Source organism: Savagea faecisuis (assembly GCF_042675605.1).
GTDB classification, from domain to species: domain Bacteria; phylum Bacillota; class Bacilli; order Bacillales_A; family Planococcaceae; genus Savagea; species Savagea faecisuis.
In genome coordinates, this window is the sequence record NZ_JBHTJF010000021.1 from 43,288 (window position 1) to 62,284 (window position 18,997).

Annotated in this window: 20 protein-coding genes; 19 read left to right on the top strand and 1 reads right to left on the bottom strand. The window is 41.9% G+C overall.

Features of this window, described 5'->3' with window-relative positions; genetic code table 11:
• The first annotated feature begins 3 nt into the window (after nt 1-3).
• From ACFQ0V_RS04645 to ACFQ0V_RS04700, 12 genes are all read left to right on the top strand, one after another.
• Nucleotides 4-1,179 (top strand): acetyl-CoA C-acetyltransferase, encoded by a 1,176-nt coding sequence (locus ACFQ0V_RS04645; RefSeq protein ID WP_381010293.1) that lies wholly within the window; start codon nt 4-6, stop codon nt 1,177-1,179.
• A gap of 16 nt (nt 1,180-1,195) precedes the next feature.
• Nucleotides 1,196-2,968, top strand: coding sequence for an acyl-CoA dehydrogenase family protein (locus ACFQ0V_RS04650; protein WP_381010296.1), 1,773 nt, complete (start codon nt 1,196-1,198; stop codon nt 2,966-2,968).
• Between the two features lie 102 nt (nt 2,969-3,070).
• Entirely contained in the window at nt 3,071-3,430 is a 360-nt protein-coding gene (locus ACFQ0V_RS04655) for an arsenate reductase family protein (RefSeq protein WP_381010299.1), read from the top strand.
• A 75-nt stretch (nt 3,431-3,505) separates the two neighbouring features.
• Complete coding sequence (gene gcvH, locus ACFQ0V_RS04660; protein ID WP_381010302.1) at nt 3,506-3,889, top strand: glycine cleavage system protein GcvH; 384 nt, start codon at nt 3,506-3,508, stop codon at nt 3,887-3,889.
• Nucleotides 3,890-3,944: 55 nt separating this feature from the next.
• Nucleotides 3,945-4,271, top strand: a complete 327-nt coding sequence (locus ACFQ0V_RS04665) for a toprim domain-containing protein (RefSeq protein ID WP_381010305.1) — start codon at nt 3,945-3,947, stop codon at nt 4,269-4,271.
• Nucleotides 4,272-4,574: a thioredoxin family protein gene (locus ACFQ0V_RS04670; protein WP_381010308.1), complete on the top strand. Its 303-nt coding sequence runs from the start codon at nt 4,272-4,274 to the stop codon at nt 4,572-4,574.
• A 244-nt stretch (nt 4,575-4,818) separates the two neighbouring features.
• Nucleotides 4,819-5,598, top strand: a complete 780-nt coding sequence (sufC, locus tag ACFQ0V_RS04675) for a Fe-S cluster assembly ATPase SufC (RefSeq protein ID WP_381010311.1) — start codon at nt 4,819-4,821, stop codon at nt 5,596-5,598.
• Nucleotides 5,599-5,616: 18 nt separating this feature from the next.
• Nucleotides 5,617-6,924 (top strand): Fe-S cluster assembly protein SufD, encoded by a 1,308-nt coding sequence (gene sufD, locus ACFQ0V_RS04680; RefSeq protein WP_381010314.1) that lies wholly within the window; start codon nt 5,617-5,619, stop codon nt 6,922-6,924.
• On the top strand, nt 6,924-8,144 hold the full coding sequence (locus ACFQ0V_RS04685; protein WP_381010317.1) for a cysteine desulfurase: 1,221 nt from the start codon (nt 6,924-6,926) through the stop codon (nt 8,142-8,144). Before sufD ends, ACFQ0V_RS04685 begins: the two co-directional genes overlap by 1 nt.
• Nucleotides 8,141-8,575: a Fe-S cluster assembly sulfur transfer protein SufU gene (sufU, locus tag ACFQ0V_RS04690; protein WP_381010320.1), complete on the top strand. Its 435-nt coding sequence runs from the start codon at nt 8,141-8,143 to the stop codon at nt 8,573-8,575. Before ACFQ0V_RS04685 ends, sufU begins: the two co-directional genes overlap by 4 nt.
• Before the next feature lie 16 nt (nt 8,576-8,591).
• The gene (sufB, locus tag ACFQ0V_RS04695; RefSeq protein WP_194563380.1) at nt 8,592-9,989 is read left to right on the top strand and encodes a Fe-S cluster assembly protein SufB; all 1,398 of its coding nucleotides are present in this window, start codon (nt 8,592-8,594) and stop codon (nt 9,987-9,989) included.
• Between the two features lie 307 nt (nt 9,990-10,296).
• Nucleotides 10,297-11,847 (top strand): L-lactate permease, encoded by a 1,551-nt coding sequence (locus ACFQ0V_RS04700; RefSeq protein WP_381010323.1) that lies wholly within the window; start codon nt 10,297-10,299, stop codon nt 11,845-11,847.
• A gap of 55 nt (nt 11,848-11,902) precedes the next feature.
• Here ACFQ0V_RS04700 and ACFQ0V_RS04705 read toward each other — a convergent pair whose 3' ends face one another.
• On the bottom strand, nt 11,903-12,550 hold the full coding sequence (locus ACFQ0V_RS04705; protein WP_381010326.1) for a LytTR family DNA-binding domain-containing protein: 648 nt from the start codon (nt 12,548-12,550) through the stop codon (nt 11,903-11,905).
• Nucleotides 12,551-12,747: 197 nt separating this feature from the next.
• Here ACFQ0V_RS04705 and aceA point away from each other — a divergent pair, with 197 nt between their 5' ends.
• The 7 genes from aceA (at nt 12,748) to ACFQ0V_RS04740 (ending at nt 18,820) form a co-directional block, all read left to right on the top strand.
• Nucleotides 12,748-14,028 carry an isocitrate lyase gene (gene aceA, locus ACFQ0V_RS04710; RefSeq protein ID WP_381010329.1) on the top strand — a complete coding sequence of 427 codons (1,281 nt, stop codon included), beginning with the start codon at nt 12,748-12,750 and terminating at the stop codon, nt 14,026-14,028.
• A gap of 70 nt (nt 14,029-14,098) precedes the next feature.
• Nucleotides 14,099-14,221, top strand: coding sequence for a YhfH family protein (locus ACFQ0V_RS04715; protein WP_381010331.1), 123 nt, complete (start codon nt 14,099-14,101; stop codon nt 14,219-14,221).
• 89 nt (nt 14,222-14,310) lie between these two features.
• On the top strand, nt 14,311-16,488 hold the full coding sequence (locus tag ACFQ0V_RS04720) for a malate synthase G (protein ID WP_381010334.1): 2,178 nt from the start codon (nt 14,311-14,313) through the stop codon (nt 16,486-16,488).
• Between the two features lie 355 nt (nt 16,489-16,843).
• Nucleotides 16,844-17,197, top strand: a complete 354-nt coding sequence (locus tag ACFQ0V_RS04725; RefSeq protein ID WP_381010336.1) for a hypothetical protein — start codon at nt 16,844-16,846, stop codon at nt 17,195-17,197.
• Between the two features lie 301 nt (nt 17,198-17,498).
• Nucleotides 17,499-17,774: a hypothetical protein gene (locus ACFQ0V_RS04730; RefSeq protein ID WP_381010339.1), complete on the top strand. Its 276-nt coding sequence runs from the start codon at nt 17,499-17,501 to the stop codon at nt 17,772-17,774.
• A gap of 42 nt (nt 17,775-17,816) precedes the next feature.
• A complete protein-coding gene (locus tag ACFQ0V_RS04735; RefSeq protein ID WP_381010341.1) occupies nt 17,817-18,362 on the top strand; it encodes an HD domain-containing protein in 546 nt (181 codons plus the stop codon).
• A gap of 14 nt (nt 18,363-18,376) precedes the next feature.
• Nucleotides 18,377-18,820 carry a hypothetical protein gene (locus ACFQ0V_RS04740; protein WP_381010344.1) on the top strand — a complete coding sequence of 148 codons (444 nt, stop codon included), beginning with the start codon at nt 18,377-18,379 and terminating at the stop codon, nt 18,818-18,820.
• Nucleotides 18,821-18,997: the final 177 nt, after the last annotated feature.

Below are 18,997 nucleotides of genomic sequence, written 5' to 3' on the forward strand. Positions count from 1 at the left end.
GATATGCGTGAAGCAGTAATTGTAGCAGGATCACGAACGCCAGTAGGAAAAGCAGGGCGCGGTTCATTAGCGACGGTTCGTCCGGATGACTTAGGCGCAATCACAGTGAAAGAAACATTAAAACGCGCGAACGGATACGATGGACCGATTGATGACTTAATTTTTGGGTGTGCGATGCCAGAAGCAGAACAAGGGTTAAATATGGCGCGTCAAATCGGAGCACTCGCTGGATTGCCAGATACAGTACCAGCGATTACGATTAACCGATTTTGTTCTTCAGGACTTCAGTCGATCGCTTATGCGGCAGAGCGAATTATGCTCGGCCATGCGAAAGCAATCATCGCAGGTGGTGCGGAGTCGATGAGTATGATTCCGATGACGGGTCATACGATTCGTCCGAATAAGACGCTCGTCGAACATGCGCCAGAATATTATATGGGAATGGGTCATACAGCAGAACAAGTCGCTGTGAAATATGGCATTAGCCGTGAAGACCAAGACGCATTCGCTGTCGAGTCGCATAAACGTGCGTACGCTGCGATTCAAGCAGGAAAATTCGATGACGAAATCGTACCTGTTGATGTGCATCACCGTTTTGTCAATGACAAAAACGAATGGGAAGAGCGTGTCGTACCATTTGAAATGGATGAAGGAGTACGTCCAGGAACGACGACGGAAATTTTAGCAAAATTGCGTCCAGCATTCTCTATGACAGGTACGGTAACAGCAGGTAACGCATCGCAAACGTCAGATGGAGCAGGAAGTGTGCTCGTCATGGACCGTGAATATGCAGAATCACTCGGTTTAACACCGATTGCGAAATTTAGAAGTTTCGCAGTAGGAGGCGTTCCACCAGAAGTGATGGGAATCGGTCCGATCGTAGCGGTTCCGAAAGCGTTAGAACTCGCAGGGTTGACGAAAGATGATATCGACATTTGGGAATTGAACGAAGCATTCGCTTCTCAATCACTCGAAGTCATTCGCCATCTCGATTTAGATACAGATAAAGTGAACGTCAACGGTGGAGCGATCGCACTCGGTCACCCACTCGGAGCGACAGGATCTATTTTAACAGTGAAAATGATGAATGAATTAAAACGAAGAGGCGCGCAATTCGGTGTCGTCACGATGTGTATCGGTGGCGGAATGGGTGCAGCTGGCGTCTTCGAAATGTTATAAAAGGGAGGAAACAACAATGACAAAACTCGTAAAAGGTGGACAATTTTTAGTAGAGGAAACAGATTATAAAAGCGTATTTACGCCAGAGGACTTCTCTGACGAACAGAAAATGGTCGCGAACACAGCAGAACAGTTTGCGATGAACGACGTATTACCACTCGTCGAAAAATTAGAAAACCACGAATTCGAACATTCAGTAAAATTAATGCGTCAAGCAGGAGAGTTAGGTTTACTCGGAGCGGACGTTCCAGAAGCTTATGGCGGTTTCGAAATGGATAAAATTTCTTCAGCGCTCATCGCAGAGAAATTCGCAGTTGTTGGCGGATTCTCAATCACACACGGTGCACACGTCGGAATCGGAACGTTACCGATCGTCTTATTCGGTAACGAAGAACAGAAGAAAAAATATTTACCGAATTCAGTAACAGGTGAAAAGATTTCAGCTTATGCATTAACAGAGCCGAGCTCAGGATCTGACGCACTCGGTGCGAAAACGACAGCGAAATTAAATGAAGCAGGTACGCACTACGTATTGAACGGTGAAAAGCAATGGATTACGAACGCAGGATTCGCTGATGTATTCGTTGTTTATGCGAAAATCGATGGTGAACATTTCACAGCATTCATCGTAGAGAAAGATTTCCCAGGGGTTTCAGTCGGTCCGGAAGAGAAGAAGATGGGAATTAAATCATCATCAACGCGTACGCTCATTTTAGAAGATGCGGAAGTTCCAGTAGAAAACTTACTCGGTGAGATCGGTCGCGGTCACATTATCGCGTTCAACATTTTAAATATCGGTCGTTACAAATTAGGAGTAGGTACGCTCGGAAGCTCGAAACGTGCACTTCAATTATCAATTGAGTATGCGAACCAACGTAAACAGTTCAATACACCACTTTCAAGCTTCAACTTAACGAAAGAAAAATTCGCGACATTAGCGAGCGAATTGTACGCAGCGGAAAGCTTAATTTACCGTACAGTAGGTTACTTCGACGAGCGTCAAGGTGCGCTTAGCCCAGAAGAACAGAAAGACGGAAAAGCGATCGCAGCAGCAATTGCAGAATATGCGATTGAATGTTCAATTAACAAAGTTGTCGGTTCAGAAGTGTTAGACCATATCGTAGACGAAGCGGTTCAAATTCACGGTGGATATGGATTCATGCAAGAGTACGAAGTTGAGCGCATGTACCGCGACTCACGCATCAACCGTATTTTCGAAGGTACGAACGAAATTAACCGCATGATCGTACCGGGTACATTCTTGAAAAAAGCGATGAAAGGTGAACTTCCATTGCTTCAAAAAGCACAAAGCTTACAAGAAGAATTGCTCATGATGATGCCAGAAGCTCCAGGCAACGAGCCTTTAGCACAAGAAGCAGCCATTGCAGAAAATGCGAAAAAGCTCGGTATTTTAGCAGCAGGACTCGCAGCGCAAACGTACGGTAAAAAATTAGACGCAGAACAAGAAATTCTCGTCAACATCGCAAACATTGCGAACGATGTATTCGCGATTGACTCAGCAGTTGCACGTACGTTAAAAGCGATCGACCGTAGCGGAGAAGAAGCAGCGAAACAAAAAGTGTTATATACAGAAATTTTCGCACAAGAAGCGTTAGCGCGCATTGAAGCGGAAGCGAAAGAAATCGTTGTCGCATCAACAGATGGTGATAACCGTCGTATGATGTTATCAGCATTACGCAAATTAACACGTTTCGAGCCACATAACCTCATCGCGAAAAAACGCGAAGCGGCAGCTCGTTTAATTGAAGCGGAAAAATATATCGTATAATTTAGACGGTCATTTGAAAAAGTGTTGCTCTCGGGCAGCACTTTTTTCATGCAATCGTATTACTTTCTGTTACAATAATCGTAAATGAAGGGAGAGGTTTATGTGGATATTACATTTTATACATACCCTCGCTGTACGACATGTCGGAAAGCGAAGAAATGGTTAGAAGAAGCTGGTCATACGGTTAACGAGGTGCACCTTGTCGATGAGACACCATCGGCTGAAACATTGAAAACGTTGCTAGACCGTTCTCAATTAGATATTAAAAAGTTTTTCAATACGAGTGGAAAAGTGTATCGTGAACTCGGTTTGAAAGATCGTTTAGCGGACATGTCAGAAGAAGAAAAATTAGCGCTTCTTTCATCGAACGGCATGCTCATTAAACGTCCGATTACGACAGATGGCGAGCATGTGACGGTAGGCTTTAAAGAAGCGGAGTTTGAAAACGTTTGGAAGGCGTAGTGAGTCGCTTGTAATTTGAAATTTACTATGTCACACTTACGTAAAGTATAAAGATTATTTCATGGAGGGAATAAGATGACAACACCAACACAATACGTTTATTCAAAAGAGCACGTCTGGGTGAAAGAAGAGAATGGACAATTTCGCCTCGGAATTACACAGTTCGCACAATCTGAATTAGGCGACATCGTTTTCGTTGAATTACCAGAAGTCGGCGAAACGATTCAAACGGGAGATCCGTTCGGTAGCTTAGAATCTGTAAAAACAGTATCTGAGTTGTACGCGCCAATTAGCGGGAAGGTAGTCGAAGTGAACGAAGAACTAGACGACAGCCCGGAATACGTGAACGAATCACCATATGAGCAAGCGTGGATGATCATCGTTGAGCCATCAGACCGTACAGAAGTAGAGTCATTAATGTCAGCAACAGACTATGATAAAATGACGAGCGGAGAATAATTTTGTGTCGCATGTAGAATTCTACATGCGATATTTTTTGTAAAGGGGTGATTGGATGGAAGGGATTATTTTATTCGTCGAAGGCCGTTCGGATCGTTTAGCGATTCATCGGGTCTATCCGGACATTGAAATCGTCTGTACGAATGGAACGATGAGCGAGTACGATTTAGAGCAACTTGTTGAACCGTATGAAGGAGCTGCATTGTATACATTTTTTGACCGAGACAAAAGCGGAGATCGCTTGCGTGCCCAATTCGATGCGTTATTTATTGATGCGACGCATTTACACGTTCCACCTCCAGTCATCGAAGTTGCAGACATACCCCCGCTTGTATTAAGCTCGATTATGAAGACGACGTTTAAAAAGAAAGAAGGATTGTAAATGGAGTCATGGACATTGGAAGATTTTCAACGTTCTTTAGAGCGCGATGAGAAGTCGGCGTTTTATTTACATGCGAAAATGTGTGGGACGTGCCAAGTCGCATCGAAAATGCTTACCATTGCCGAACAAGTCGTGCCGAATATTCCGATCGGTGAAGCGGATTTGAATTATGTCGAACAAGTCGCATATGACTATGAAATTGAAAGTGTCCCTTGTTTGCTCATTCAAAAAAATGGTGAAATTACGCATAAAATATATGCTTTTCAATCCGTTCCGCACTTAGTAGAAAAGTTGACGGAGTAATTTTTGCATGCGCGCAATTCGCAATGATAAGGACTGATTATCAGTTAAAGAAAAACAATTGATAATTCTAATGAGATGCAAAACATGTAAATGCTGATTTGTCAATGGTTTTAAAGGTTTTGGACGATTGAGAAAAGACGATTCTCAATGATTTGCAACTACTACTCAAATGGGTTAAGATTAGAATGATACTAAAATAAGAATGAACGAAAACGTTCATCGTGATCATTATGGAGGTAATGAAATGGCGACATTAGAAATAAAAGACCTTCACGTTGCTATTGAAGGGAAAGAAATTTTAAAGGGTGTTAACTTAAGCATTAACACGAACGAAATTCACGCAATTATGGGCCCGAACGGTACAGGTAAATCGACACTTGCATCGGCAATTATGGGTCATCCAAAATATGAAGTAACATCAGGTACAATTTTGTTAGACGGAGAAGATGTGCTCGAAATGGAAGTTGACGAGCGCGCGAAAGCAGGTCTCTTCCTCGCAATGCAATACCCAAGCGAAATTGCAGGAGTAACAAACGCAGACTTCTTACGTTCAGCAATTAACGCACGTCGTGACGAAGGGGACGAAATTTCACTTATGAAATTTATCCGCGAACTCGACGCAACGATGGAATTGTTAGAAATGGACGAGCAAATGGCGACACGTTATTTAAACGAAGGATTCTCAGGCGGAGAGAAAAAGCGTAACGAGATTCTTCAAATGATGATGATCAAGCCAACATTTGCGATTTTAGATGAGATTGACTCAGGTCTTGACATCGACGCATTGAAAATCGTTTCAAAAGGCATTAACAAAATGCGTGGAGAAGGATTCGGCGCATTGATGATCACTCACTACCAACGTTTATTAAACTACATCGAACCAGATCACGTACACGTGATGATGCAAGGTAAAGTAGTGAAATCAGGTGGAGCAGAACTCGCTCAAAAATTAGAAGCAGAAGGATACGATTGGATTAAAGAAGAACTCGGCATTGAAGACGAGACAGTCGGCGAAGAAGCTTAAGAAAGGGGACGAATAAGGATGACGGTTGAAACAAAAATCAACATGACCGAGCAAGACGTCCGCGCTTTCTCAAAAGCAATGAACGAAGCAGATTGGATGGCGGACTTCCGTGCAGACGCATTGAATAAAGTTGAGCATGTCGCAATGCCAACACCAGATAAAACGAAAATCGATAAATGGAATTTTACACAATTCCCTAAACATACAGTCGAGAGTGCAACGTTCTCTTCATTAGAAGAGCTTGTCGGTGAAGCGAAAGAATTAGTAGACGTAGAGAAACAACAAAACCTCTACATCCAACATAACAACACACCTGCTTACATTTCATTGTCAGATGAATTAAAAGAACAAGGTGTTATTTTGACGGATATTTTCACAGCGACACGCGAACATGCAGATCTCGTTCAAAAATATTATATGACAGAAGCAGTGAAAGTGAACGAACACCGTTTAACGACATTGCACGCTGCATTAATGAACGGTGGCGTATTCCTTTACGTACCACGTAACGTTGAGATTACAGAGCCGATTCAAGTATTGTATTTACATGACGATGCTGAAGCGAGCCTCTTTAACCATACATTAGTCGTTGCAGAAGAAAGCAGTTCTGTCACATATGTGGAGAACTACTTATCGACAGTAGAAGAAGCGAAAGGTTTAGCAAATATCGTTTCTGAAGTTGTAGCGAAAGATAATGCAAAAGTTATTTTCGGAGCAGTAGACGTTTTAGCTGAAGGATTCACGACATATGTGACACGCCGCGGAGTAACAGGCCGCGATGCACGTATCGAATGGGCACTCGGCTTAATGAACGATTCAGATACAATCGCAGAAAACATTACACACTTAGTAGGAGATAACTCTTCAAGTGACTTCAAAATGGTAACGATCGGTCGCGGAGATCAAAAACAAAACTTCACGACAGATATCGTACACATCGGTTTAGATACGGATGCTTTCATTTTGAAACACGGTGTAATGAAAGATGCGACAACGTCGATCTTTAACGGAATCGGCCGTATTTTAAAAGGTGCAACACGCGCAAACGCTGTACAAGAATCACGCGTACTCATGTTGAGCGAAAAAGCACGTGGCGATGCGAACCCGATTTTATTAATCGATGAAGACGATGTTACAGCAGGTCACGCAGCATCTGTCGGTCGTGTAGACCCGATGCAACTTTACTATTTAATGAGCCGCGGGATTTCACAAGAAGAAGCAGAACGCCTCATCATTCACGGTTTCTTAGAACCAGTTGTGAGCAAACTTCCAATTGAAGGTGTTAAGAAGCAGTTGACGGAGGTTATCGAAAGGAAAGTGCGCTAATGTTAACAAACAAAATTCGCGAACAATTTCCCATTTTAAAAGAAGAAGTGAACGGCAAACCGGTCGTTTATTTAGATAGTGCGGCGACGAGTCAAAAACCACAAGCTGTCATCGATGCAGTGAGTCATTACTACGAAACATCGAATGCGAACGTTCACCGCGGTGTACACACACTCGGTAACTTAGCGACAGACGCATATGAAGGAGCGCGCGATAAAGTGCGCGCCTTCATCAATGCGAATGAAGCAGCGGAGATTATTTTCACACGTGGTACGACGACTTCTTTAAACCTCGTCGCTCAAAGTTACGGCATGATGAATGTAGAAGAAGGCGATGAAATCGTCATCAGCTACATGGAACACCATTCCAACATCATTCCGTGGCAACAAGTCGCAAAAGCGAAAAAAGCGACATTGAAATATATCGAGTTAACAGAAGATGGCGAGATTACGCTAGATGCAGTGAAAGCTCAAGTGACAGACAAAACGAAAATCGTTTCCGTCGCTTACGCATCAAACGTGCTCGGTACGATCAACCCAGTGAAAGAAATTGCTGAAATTGCACATGCACACGGCGCAGTGATGGTCGTCGATGCAGCGCAAGCAGCTCCTCACTTAAAAATTGACGTACAAAACATCAACTGTGATTTCCTCGCATTTTCTGGTCACAAAATGTGTGCACCGACAGGAATTGGGGTATTGTACGGGAAACGTGCATTGCTCGATGCGATGGAACCTGTTGAATTCGGTGGCGAAATGATCGATTTCGTCGGTTTACATGATTCAACGTGGAAAGAGCTTCCTTGGAAATTCGAAGGGGGCACACCGATCATTGCAGGAGCGGTCGGTTTAGGTGCAGCGATCGATTATTTAGAAGAAATCGGTCTCGACAATATCGCACATCATGAACAAGAGCTCGTCGCTTATGCGATTGAACGTATGCAAGAGATTGAAGGAATCGAATTGTACGGTCCACTCGACCCAACGCGTCGTGCAGGACTCATTACATTCAATCTTCAAGAAGTGCATCCACATGATTTAGCGACAGTGCTCGATATGAACGGTATCGCGATTCGAGCAGGTCACCACTGTGCACAGCCATTGATGAAATGGTTAGAGCAGTCGGCGACAGCACGTGCAAGCTTTTACTTGTACAATACGAAAGAAGATATCGATCAATTCGTTGAAGGACTCAAGATGGCAAAGGAGTATTTCGGATGAGTATGAATAACAAACTCGATCAACTGTATCGCTCGGTCATTATGGATCACTACAAAAGCCCGCGCAATAAAGGGGTACTCGAGGATAACAATATTACAGTAGACATGAATAACCCGACGTGTGGAGATGTCATCCATTTAACACTTCAAGTAGAAGACGGTGTCGTAAAAGATGCTCGCTTCGAAGGAGAAGGATGTTCGATTTCGATGTCGTCAGCATCGATGATGACACAACTCGTCAAAGGCAAAACAGTCGAAGAAGCGTTGCACTATGCAGACAATTTTTCGAAAATGATGCTCGGGGAAGATGTGGACGATGACGTAGATTTTGATGACGCTGAAGCTCTATCAGGAGTTGCGAAGTTCCCAGCCCGTATTAAATGTGCAACACTCGCATGGAAGGCGATGGAACAAGGCGTTCAACAAAAATAAGAACGGAGGAATAACAATGGTTAAAAAGATGCCAGATGTTGGCGATTATAAATATGGTTTCCATGACAAAGACGTTTCGGTGTTCCGTTCAGAACGTGGCTTAACGCGTGAAATTGTAGAAGAAATTTCAAGCATGAAAGAAGAGCCAGAATGGATGTTAGAATATCGTTTGAAATCACTCGATATTTTCTATTCAAAGCCGATGCCACAATGGGGCGGAGACTTAAATGAATTAAACTTCGACGAAATTACGTACTACGTAAAACCGTCAGAAGCGACAGAACGTTCATGGGATGAAGTTCCTGAAGAAATTAAACGTACGTTTGATAAATTAGGAATTCCTGAAGCGGAACAGAAGTATCTTGCAGGGGTTTCAGCTCAGTATGAATCTGAAGTTGTTTACCACAACATGAAAGAAGATTTAGAAGATCTCGGAATCGTCTTTAAAGATACAGACTCTGCATTGAAAGAAAACGAAGAATTATTCCGTGAACATTGGGGTAAAGTCATCCCGAATACGGACAACAAATTCGCTGCGTTAAACTCAGCAGTTTGGTCAGGTGGTTCATTCATTTACGTACCACCAGGTGTTAAAGTAGATACACCACTTCAAGCATATTTCCGTATTAACTCGGAAAATATGGGACAGTTCGAGCGTACGCTCATCATTGTAGACGAAGGCGCAAGCGTTCACTACGTAGAAGGATGTACAGCACCTGTTTACACGACGAACTCACTTCACTCAGCTGTCGTTGAGATCATCGTGAAAAAAGACGCATACTGCCGTTACACGACAATTCAAAACTGGGCGAACAACGTTTACAACTTAGTAACGAAACGTACAGTCGTTGAAGCGAACGGAACGATGGAATGGGTCGATGGAAACATCGGATCGAAATTAACGATGAAATACCCAGCATGTATTTTAAAAGGCGAAGGCGCACGTGGTATGACACTTTCTATCGCATTAGCAGGAGAAGGACAGCACCAAGACGCTGGAGCGAAAATGATTCACCTCGCACCGAATACGTCATCAACAATCGTATCGAAATCAATCTCTCACCACGGTGGTAAAGTAACGTACCGCGGAATTGTTGAATTCGGACGTCGTGCAGACGGCGCTCGTGCGAACATCGAATGTGATACGTTAATTATGGACGACAAATCGACATCAGATACGATTCCATATAACGAAATTAAAAACGATAACATTTCACTCGAACACGAAGCGAAAGTTTCGAAAGTTTCGGAAGAGCAGCTCTTCTACTTAATGAGCCGCGGAATTTCAGAACTTGAAGCGACAGAAATGATCGTCATGGGCTTCATTGAGCCATTCACAAAAGAACTCCCAATGGAATACGCAGTCGAAATGAACCGCCTCATCAACTACGAAATGGAAGGTTCAATCGGTTAATTGCTTAAAACTCTTGTCACAATATTATTTGTGGCAAGGGTTTTTTTCATTTATATAGAATGGATGATTGAGTGTTATTTTTTTGTCAACCTCGTATCATTTCTATGAATTTCAAAAAAATTTTCAAGAAAAAATTTAAATTTCAAAAAGAACTGTAACTGTTATATATCAAAGGGTACGCAGTTTTTTTGAAAAATAACTCGTCTGAGCTGTGATGAATGAGGGGTTGACAAAGAAAAATAACGTTTTAAACTTGACAACATACCAATTTAGAAAAGAGGAACCATATCGGAAAAGGGATGATGTCATGTTTTGGATCGCTTCAACGGCAATTATCGTACCACTTATTTGTTTAGTTTTTTTAAGAATGAATGCATTAAAAGGGATGAGTATTAGTTTACTTTTTGTTTTAGGTGCAGCTTACTATTGGAAAATGTCGATGACTGTCATTGGGGCTTCGATGATTCAAGGGGTATTTAAAGCATTTGCTATCATTTTTATTTTATTTGGCGCAACTGTACTACTACAGACGCTAGAAAAAACAGGGGCGATTCGATGGGTTGAAAAAAGTTTCACTGCTATTTCAACGGACTTGAATATTTTGCTCATTTTAATCGCATTTTTATTCGGCTCTCTCATAGAAGGAGTCGCAGGGTTTGGAACACCGGCCATTATCGCTGCTCCAATTTTAATCGCAGTCGGATTTTCACCTTTCGCTGCGGTCGTGTTAACGTTAATGGCGAATAAAGCAGCCGTTCCATTTGGGGCTGTCGGTGTTCCGACCTTTATCGGATTTAGTAATATAAAACAAGCGAATTGGGGAGCATTTCAAGAAATTTCACAAGTGTTATCGATTCTTGATTTTCTGAATATTGCTATAACTCCGTTGCTCCTCATCATTTTTTACCACGTCTTATTTACGAAACAGTATGCGATGATTAAACGTTATGTCGTATTCAGTTTAATGGTCGGTATCAGTTATGCGATATTCGGTTACGTTTATATTCATTATGTCGGCTTTGAGTTCGTCTCGATTTTAGCACCGATTACTGTATTTATTTTCGCCATCGTATTCATTAAAAAAGGAATATTCGTTCCGAAAGAAGCTGTACCAACGACGACACTTTCATACAGTATGGTGTGTCGCAGTTGGTCAACGTATGCAATTGTCGTCGTTCTTTTATTATTAACACGCACAGTAGCACCGGTTCAACAATTTTTACAGGAGAAAAAATACGTATGGGAAAATATTTTAGGGCAAGCGAATATTCATGCGGAAGTAGATTTTTTCTATTCGCCAAGTCTCGTTTTAATCATTGCAGCTTTACTCGGAATTGTCGTGATGGGACAATCGGTTCGTCATTTTAAAACATCGGTTTCCACTGCCTTTAAAAAAGTGTCGAGGCCGAGTCTTGTTTTAATCATTACGTTAATGTTCGTGCAATTATTTTCTAACTCCTCTATGAACATGATCGGTCAACTGAGCATGCCGGAACAAATTGCCTATACGTTGATGGATCATTTCGGAAGTGTATGGCTCATCATGGCACCGCTTCTCGGTTTGCTTGGAACGTTTATTACAGGAAGCGCGACCGTGTCGACATTAACGTTTGCGCCGATTCAAGAAGTAGCAGCCGAGCAGTTACAGTTACCGAAAGATCTTATTTTTGCAACGCAAATGGGGGGAGCGAGCGCAGGGACGATGTTGTCGATTAACAACATTATTAGTGCGACCGCTATGATTGGGATGATTGGAAAAGAAGGAAGAGTGTTAACGAAAAATATATTGATGGCTTCAGCTTACGTCGTATTTACGATTATGATGAATTACGTATTACTATCATTTATGCCATTATAAAAAAGAGAGCAGATTGGAAAATATTCATTCCATCTGCTCTTTCTTTTTGTTTTATTTAAAACCCTAATTTTTTTCGTAAATGAGGGACGTACGTTTGACTGACGGGAATTGTAAATTGATCGTTCATTTCAATTTGAAGTTTTGACGCCACGTCTCGTGAAATTTCTTTAATGAAATGGACGTTAATAATATAAGAACGATGAACTCTTAAAAAGTAACTCGGTAATATATAGTCGAGTTCTTTTAATTTATACATACTTTGATACGTCTCTCCATTAGCGACGAACCATGTTTTCTTTTCGAAGCTTTCGAAATAGGTAATATCGTGAAAAGCGATCGGATACCAACAGTCGTCGAGTCGACCGGTAATGAATGTGATCGGTTCGTTCATTTTCGTCGCATAAGCTACTGGTAAAACGATGACGACCGTGAAGCGCTCTTCGTGGAAAGAAATCGGATAGCCGATTCCGAAATACGTTTCGCCAGTCGTTGGTGATTCAACGACGGATTGAACAATTTCATTTTTCTTCAATACTTCACTTGCGATACTCCCATCGAAAATCGGCATCCCTCGTTTTAATTGTAAATCGATTCGTCCAGAATAAAATTGCAAAAACTGCTGTTCATCGGTAATGGCGATAGAAGCTTCACTCGGAATCCATTCACTGAGCATCATGAGTAGTTGTTCAATTGATTCATTCATTGATCTTTATCCCCTTTCGATCATCTGTCTTACTACAGATTATTTGAGTTATCTGAAAATAGACTATTTCATCTCATTTTACAACGTTCTGTCGGAAAATGAAGACAGAAATGAAATTCTGTTATAGATTAGTATACAAGAAACATAGCTGTTGTAAAACAGTTTAATACATTGAAAATGATTTGGAGGGAAATGACATGACAAGTCGTCAAGAACAAATTCAACAATTACAGCAAGAATGGTCAACGAATCCTCGATGGGAAGGAATTGAACGTCCATACTCAGCAGAAGATGTCGTTCGTTTAAGAGGAAGTGTTCAAATTGAACATACACTCGCTCGCCGTGGGGCAGAAAGATTATATGAATCTTTACAAGAAGAAGATTTCATTAATGCGCTCGGAGCATTAACTGGAAACCAAGCGGTTCAGCAAGTAAAAGCAGGACTTCAAGCGATTTACTTAAGTGGTTGGCAAGTTGCAGCAGATGCAAACTTAGCGGGTCAAATGTACCCAGACCAAAGCTTATATCCAGCAGATAGTGTACCAGCAGTCGTTAAACGAATTAATCAAGCGTTCCAAAGAGCGGATCAAATCGATCAAGCGGAAGGACGCGAAGACGGTTTTGACTGGTTCGCTCCTATTGTAGCAGATATGGAAGCAGGGTTCGGAGGTCCGTTAAACGTCTTTGAACTGACGAAATGGATGATTGAAGCAGGAGCAGCAGGCGTCCATTTAGAAGATCAGTTAGCGAGTGAGAAAAAATGCGGTCACTTAGGAGGAAAAGTATTAATTCCGACTCAAAACGCAATTCGTAATCTCATCGCAGCGAGATTCGCAACAGATGTGATGGGCGTTCCGACAGTCATCGTCGCAAGAACAGACGCAAACGCGGCTGACATGGTGACGAGCGATGTTGATGAAAACGACCACCCATTCATTACAGGAGAACGAACGTCGGAAGGATTTTTCCGTACGAGAGCTGGCATCGACCAAGCGATTTCACGAGGACTCGCTTATGCACCGTATGCGGATCTCATCTGGTGTGAAACAGCAACGCCAGATATCGATGAAGCACGCAAGTTTGCGGAAGCGATTCACGCAGAGTACCCAGACAAAATGCTTGCTTACAACTGTTCACCTTCATTCAACTGGAAAGCAGCATTATCTGATGAAGAAATTGAAAGCTTCCAGCAAGATATCGCGAAAATGGGGTATAAATTCCAATTCGTTACGTTAGCAGGATTCCATGCGTTAAACCATAGCATGTTCGAACTTGCATACGAATATAAAGATCACGGAATGGCAGCGTATTCAAAATTACAACAAGCGGAATTCGCAAGTGAAGAAAAAGGATACACAGCAACTCGTCACCAACGTGAAGTAGGAACAGGATACTTCGATGAAGTAACTCAAGTCATTAGCGGCGGCATGTCTTCAACGACAGCGATGGCAGGATCGACAGAAGCAGAGCAGTTTTAATGGTCAAACAACATAATCGCCTTCTCGAAAGTGGAGGTGATTCACTACTATAAAAAAAGGATGATGAACTATGATGAATACAACTTACAAATACTCAGAAAAAATTTGTCAACAATGTGGCCAACCGATTCGTGAAGAAATTGAATCACTTCATACAGAATGTGAGCGTTGTGTTGGAAAGCATGAAGGTTAATATACATTGAAAGACTGCCCATCCACGCCCACATGATCATTGACGGTGAGGGTGGGGAGTCTTTTCATTGATGGAAAGGAGAGGAGAATATGGAATATGTAGATCACGGTTCCATTCAGATTGAAAAAACTTTGTATCATTGGGTGAATGAGCATGTGTTACGAGGGCTACAAATGGAAGCGCCAACATTTTGGACACATTTTGAGAAGCTCATTACGACATTCACACCGCGAAATCGTGCATTACTTGAAAAAAGAGATGAATTACAGCGTCAAATTTCATCGTGGCATGAAAAAAATGATTGGCGTGCGCAAAAAGAAGAGTATCGTCAGTTTTTAAAAGACATCGGATACTTAGAAGAGCCGAAAAGTGCGGAGCCTGTTGACCCGAAAAATGTCGACGATGAAATTGCGAAACAAGCAGGATCCCAACTCGTCGTACCGCTCGATAATGCACGTTATGCATTGAATGCAGCGAATGCGCGATGGGGAAGTTTATACGATGCATTGTACGGCTCTGACATTATTCCAGAAGAACCTGGATACGAACAAGGCGACAGCTACAACCCGAAACGTGGCGGGAAAGTGATTGAGTTCGGGAAGAAGTTTCTCGATCAAATTGCGCCGCTTCAAAAAGGAAGCCATGCGGATGCGGTTCACTATGAAGTTCAGTCTGGGACGTTAATCGTCACGTTAGCGAATGAAGAAAAAACGACTTTACAACGTGATGAACAGTTCGTAGGTTATTTGGGCCAAGACTCTTTAACGTCCGTTTTGTTAGAACATCATCAATTGCATGTCGAAGTGCAAATCGACCCGTCGCACTCTGTTGGAAAGACAGATCAGGCACATGTGAAAGATATCGTAATCGAAGCGGCACTTTCAACATTGATGGACTGTGAAGACTCTGTAACAGCGGTCGATGCTGAAGATAAACTTCACATTTACCAAAACTGGCTCGGTTTAATGCGTGGAGATTTAACGTCAACTTTTAAACGTGGAGATCGAACAGTTACGCGTCGTTTGCAAGACGATAAAGTATTCCTCGATCGTCACGGCAATGAAATGACGTTACCAGGACGTTCATTAATGTTCATTCGAAATGTTGGACACTTTATGCAAAATAACGCCATTCTTTTAGAGGATGGGGAAGAAGTGTATGAAGGAATATTAGACGGTGTTATGACGTCATTAATTGCGAAATATAACATCGAAGGGCAGACGTCGCATCGTAATTCGCGAAAAGGATCCATTTACATCGTGAAGCCGAAAATGCATGGCTCGGAAGAAGTCGCATTTGCGAATGACTTGTTTAATGCGATTGAAGATTTGCTCGGATTAGAGCGTTACACGATTAAAATGGGTTTAATGGATGAAGAACGTAGAACGAGTATCAATTTACAAAATTGTATTCGCGAAATTCGCCACCGCGTCGTCTTCATTAATACAGGATTTTTAGATCGGACAGGCGATGAAATTCATACGTCGATGGAAGCGGGTCCGATGGTGAGAAAAAACGATATGAAGTCAACCGCTTGGTTAAAAGCGTATGAACAGTCTAACGTAGCGACAGGATTGCGTAACGGTTTGAAAGGAAAAGCACAGATTGGAAAAGGAATGTGGGCGATGCCGAACGAAATGCAAGCGATGCTTGAACAAAAAATCGCTCATCCTCAATCAGGAGCGACGACGGCTTGGGTCCCTTCGCCGACTGCAGCAACGATCCACGCGTTACATTACCACGAAGTGAATGTTGAAGAAGTGCAACGAACGATTGATACAGAGCGAGACTATGTGGATGACATGTTGACGATTCCGTTAGCAGAAGAAGCGAACTGGACAGAAGAAGAAATTGTAGAAGAGCTCGAAAACAATGCCCAAAGTATTTTAGGTTATGTCGTTCGCTGGATCGATCAAGGTGTCGGATGTTCGACAGTTCCGGACATTAACGATGTCGGGTTAATGGAAGACCGTGCGACATTGCGTATTTCCAGTCAGCATATTGCGAACTGGCTCGCGCATCGAATTTGTACAGAAGAACAAGTACGTGAAGTGCTTGAACGTATGGCGCAAAAAGTGGACGAACAAAATCTCCACGATCCCCTTTACCGTCCGATGGCGCCAAATTATGATGATTCCGTGGCATTTTTAGCGGCACAAGATTTAATATTTAAAGGAAAAGAACAACCAAATGGTTATACGGAAGCGATTTTGAAAAAATATCGACTCGAAGCGAAAAAACGCGCTATGTCGACTCACGCTTCTTAACCTCCCTACCACTCCCTAAATCAAATAACATAATAGTAATAACCCCAAACGAAAGCTGTCCTATTCGAATAGGACAGCTTTTTTATGTCGTTTGTTCTTTCGTAATCGTATGTTGAAATCGTGTTTCGATAGCTTTTATAAAAGAAAATAAATAACTTTGCACAAAACATCAAAATGAGTCAAAAATGACACATAACGTTTTGTATACTAAAGATAGAAAGAAGGAAGGGGCAGATTGAAAAGAAAAGTAAAAGATTTCAATGATGGAATGAAATGGGTCAAAAACGACCTAATCAAAATTGTAAACTAACGATACAAGTAAGAACAATAACATTTAAAATGAGGAGAGATTGTAATGAAACAAACATTATTCGAACATCAATTGGAAAATTTAGGTCCAGAAAGAAACTTGGCAGATGCGCAATATATTTTCGATGTCTTCCAAGCACACATCCGTTATAAAAATGCGATGAATGAAACAGGGGAGCGCTATTCATTAGCATCTGTCAACGTCGTCGATCGCAACGCATTACAAAAAATGTGGGAAGAAGCACGTATTCCGAAAGAACGTTATAGCCACAACAAGCCGTACGATTTCCCTTGGTCTAAAAATGCGAGAGCTCTTTTCGTTCAAGGGGGAGACTTAGCACGTAAATTCCACTTAGAGCATACGTTAGAATTGAAAACAAGTGAACTACCCCCCACTTAACTTCGTTTGAAGTGGGGGCTTCTCGCTTCCACGAACATAGCTTGCAAGCAAGTCTTATGTGTTCTCCACGAGCGTGAATTCGGGGCATTCCAACCCTACTGATACGCAATGTTTTGAGTACCTTGGATATTTTACGCATACGAGGGGCTTGGTTTTCGCTCTTATTTCCGTATGCAACTCCATATATCCAGTTGTCAAAGAACATTATGTCTATATTTTACCAAATTCTTTGGCTAAAGCCAACCGAAATTCATCTCCCACCTATTCATTGGTGCTATTCGCACCTTCACACTCCTTGAGGATGGGAGACTTCTTTCGGAAAGTCGTTAAAGAAGAAGCGCTTCGTCGTATGCAACTACCGTCTGGAGATGAACAAGCGATTCACAATGGGGAAGAGATGTTAGCGTATTTAGAAAAAATTCATGAAGGTACAGCTTTCGTCGTATTAACAGCGGAAGAACATAGTCGCCTGCCAAAGCGGGATGTTCTTCAAAGTGAAGATGTTTGGGCGTTTTATGAACAGCATGGCATCTTGAAAGAAGAATGTATTTCATTGCGTGAAGCAGGACTCGTGTAAAAGCGAGTCTCGACTATCAAAAATAAAGAGGAGTGGGTATAGATGATTCATAAAGCGATTCAATTTGCGACGGTTTGTCACCAAAATCAAACGAGAAAAGGGACGGATATTCCTTACATTTTACACTGTTTAGAGGCGGGCGTCATCGCCTCTAGCTTGACGAATGAAGCGGGGGTGATCGATGAAGAAGTTGTCGCAGCAGCGATTTTGCACGATACGATGGAAGATGCATTCGTCACGTACGAGACGCTCGTCGAACTATTCAATGAAAGAGTAGCGACACTCGTCCAGTCACAAAGTGAAGATAAATCAAAAACGTGGAAAGAGCGAAAAGAAGCGACGATTCAATTTTTAAAACAAAATGAATCACGAGCTGTTGAAATTGCGACACTATCTGATAAATTATCGAATATGCGGGCGATTGCAAAAGAATATGCTGTGCGTGGAGAAGTAGTATGGGAGAAATTCAATGCGGGCAAACAAGAGCAAAAGTGGTATTACACATCGCTCGGCGAAGCATTTCACTATGTGACCGATACGAAAGAATATGCAGAATATATCGCTTTAGTACGAGAGACATTTCAGTAGAAAGGGTGTTCATCGTGAGAAAAGTAGAAGCGGAAGTAAATATTTATTTGACGAAGCATATGACAATCGAGTTAGCAGACGGAGAAGATTTGGATGATAAGGTGTGGAATATGGTTATAGGTTGGGAAAGTAGAGATGATGAAAGATACGAGCAATTACTTTTAGGTGCGAGATTAGAAAGTGTCGATACAGAAGAGATGAACTTAAAACAAAAAGTTCGGATGGCTATCAATCGATTTGACCCGTATGTTCTCATGCCAGGACATCCAGACGGTGCACCGCTTGATGAATATGATTGTTTATCAGACCGTATTTCCAGAAAATTAACACCAGCCTATACGGTCGAACAAATTGCAGAATTGATCGGCCGAGAATTCAAAAGATCGTTTGGAGAAGATTTTCCTTTATCGGAAACGATTCACGTAGCGCAATGGATTTATGAGTATATCCATGATTGATATACTAGCTTTATATTATCGTAAAGGCGGGAAGCAAAGTGCATAAAGATGGAAGAATATTAGCTTTAGACATTTTAGAAATTTTGCAAGAACGTACAGATCAAAGTAAGAGAGTATAAAATATTTTGTGTAAATGAAAAATTCCATGTAAAAAGGAAGACCCTTTCTTGGTAGAAT

Coding starts and splice junctions, on each gene's coding strand:
- ACFQ0V_RS04650 (WP_381010296.1), top strand. CDS start 1,196: ATGACAAAACTCGTAAAAGGTGGACAATTTTTAGTAGAGGAAACAGAT.
- ACFQ0V_RS04735 (WP_381010341.1), top strand. CDS start 17,817: ATGATTCATAAAGCGATTCAATTTGCGACGGTTTGTCACCAAAATCAA.
- ACFQ0V_RS04665 (WP_381010305.1), top strand. CDS start 3,945: ATGGAAGGGATTATTTTATTCGTCGAAGGCCGTTCGGATCGTTTAGCG.
- ACFQ0V_RS04720 (WP_381010334.1), top strand. CDS start 14,311: ATGGAATATGTAGATCACGGTTCCATTCAGATTGAAAAAACTTTGTAT.
- aceA (WP_381010329.1), top strand. CDS start 12,748: ATGACAAGTCGTCAAGAACAAATTCAACAATTACAGCAAGAATGGTCA.
- ACFQ0V_RS04700 (WP_381010323.1), top strand. CDS start 10,297: ATGTTTTGGATCGCTTCAACGGCAATTATCGTACCACTTATTTGTTTA.
- ACFQ0V_RS04730 (WP_381010339.1), top strand. CDS start 17,499: ATGGGAGACTTCTTTCGGAAAGTCGTTAAAGAAGAAGCGCTTCGTCGT.
- sufU (WP_381010320.1), top strand. CDS start 8,141: ATGAGTATGAATAACAAACTCGATCAACTGTATCGCTCGGTCATTATG.
- ACFQ0V_RS04705 (WP_381010326.1), bottom strand. CDS start 12,550: ATGAATGAATCAATTGAACAACTACTCATGATGCTCAGTGAATGGATT.
- ACFQ0V_RS04725 (WP_381010336.1), top strand. CDS start 16,844: ATGAAACAAACATTATTCGAACATCAATTGGAAAATTTAGGTCCAGAA.
- sufC (WP_381010311.1), top strand. CDS start 4,819: ATGGCGACATTAGAAATAAAAGACCTTCACGTTGCTATTGAAGGGAAA.
- ACFQ0V_RS04645 (WP_381010293.1), top strand. CDS start 4: ATGCGTGAAGCAGTAATTGTAGCAGGATCACGAACGCCAGTAGGAAAA.
- gcvH (WP_381010302.1), top strand. CDS start 3,506: ATGACAACACCAACACAATACGTTTATTCAAAAGAGCACGTCTGGGTG.
- ACFQ0V_RS04685 (WP_381010317.1), top strand. CDS start 6,924: ATGTTAACAAACAAAATTCGCGAACAATTTCCCATTTTAAAAGAAGAA.
- sufB (WP_194563380.1), top strand. CDS start 8,592: ATGGTTAAAAAGATGCCAGATGTTGGCGATTATAAATATGGTTTCCAT.
- ACFQ0V_RS04670 (WP_381010308.1), top strand. CDS start 4,272: ATGGAGTCATGGACATTGGAAGATTTTCAACGTTCTTTAGAGCGCGAT.
- ACFQ0V_RS04715 (WP_381010331.1), top strand. CDS start 14,099: ATGATGAATACAACTTACAAATACTCAGAAAAAATTTGTCAACAATGT.
- sufD (WP_381010314.1), top strand. CDS start 5,617: ATGACGGTTGAAACAAAAATCAACATGACCGAGCAAGACGTCCGCGCT.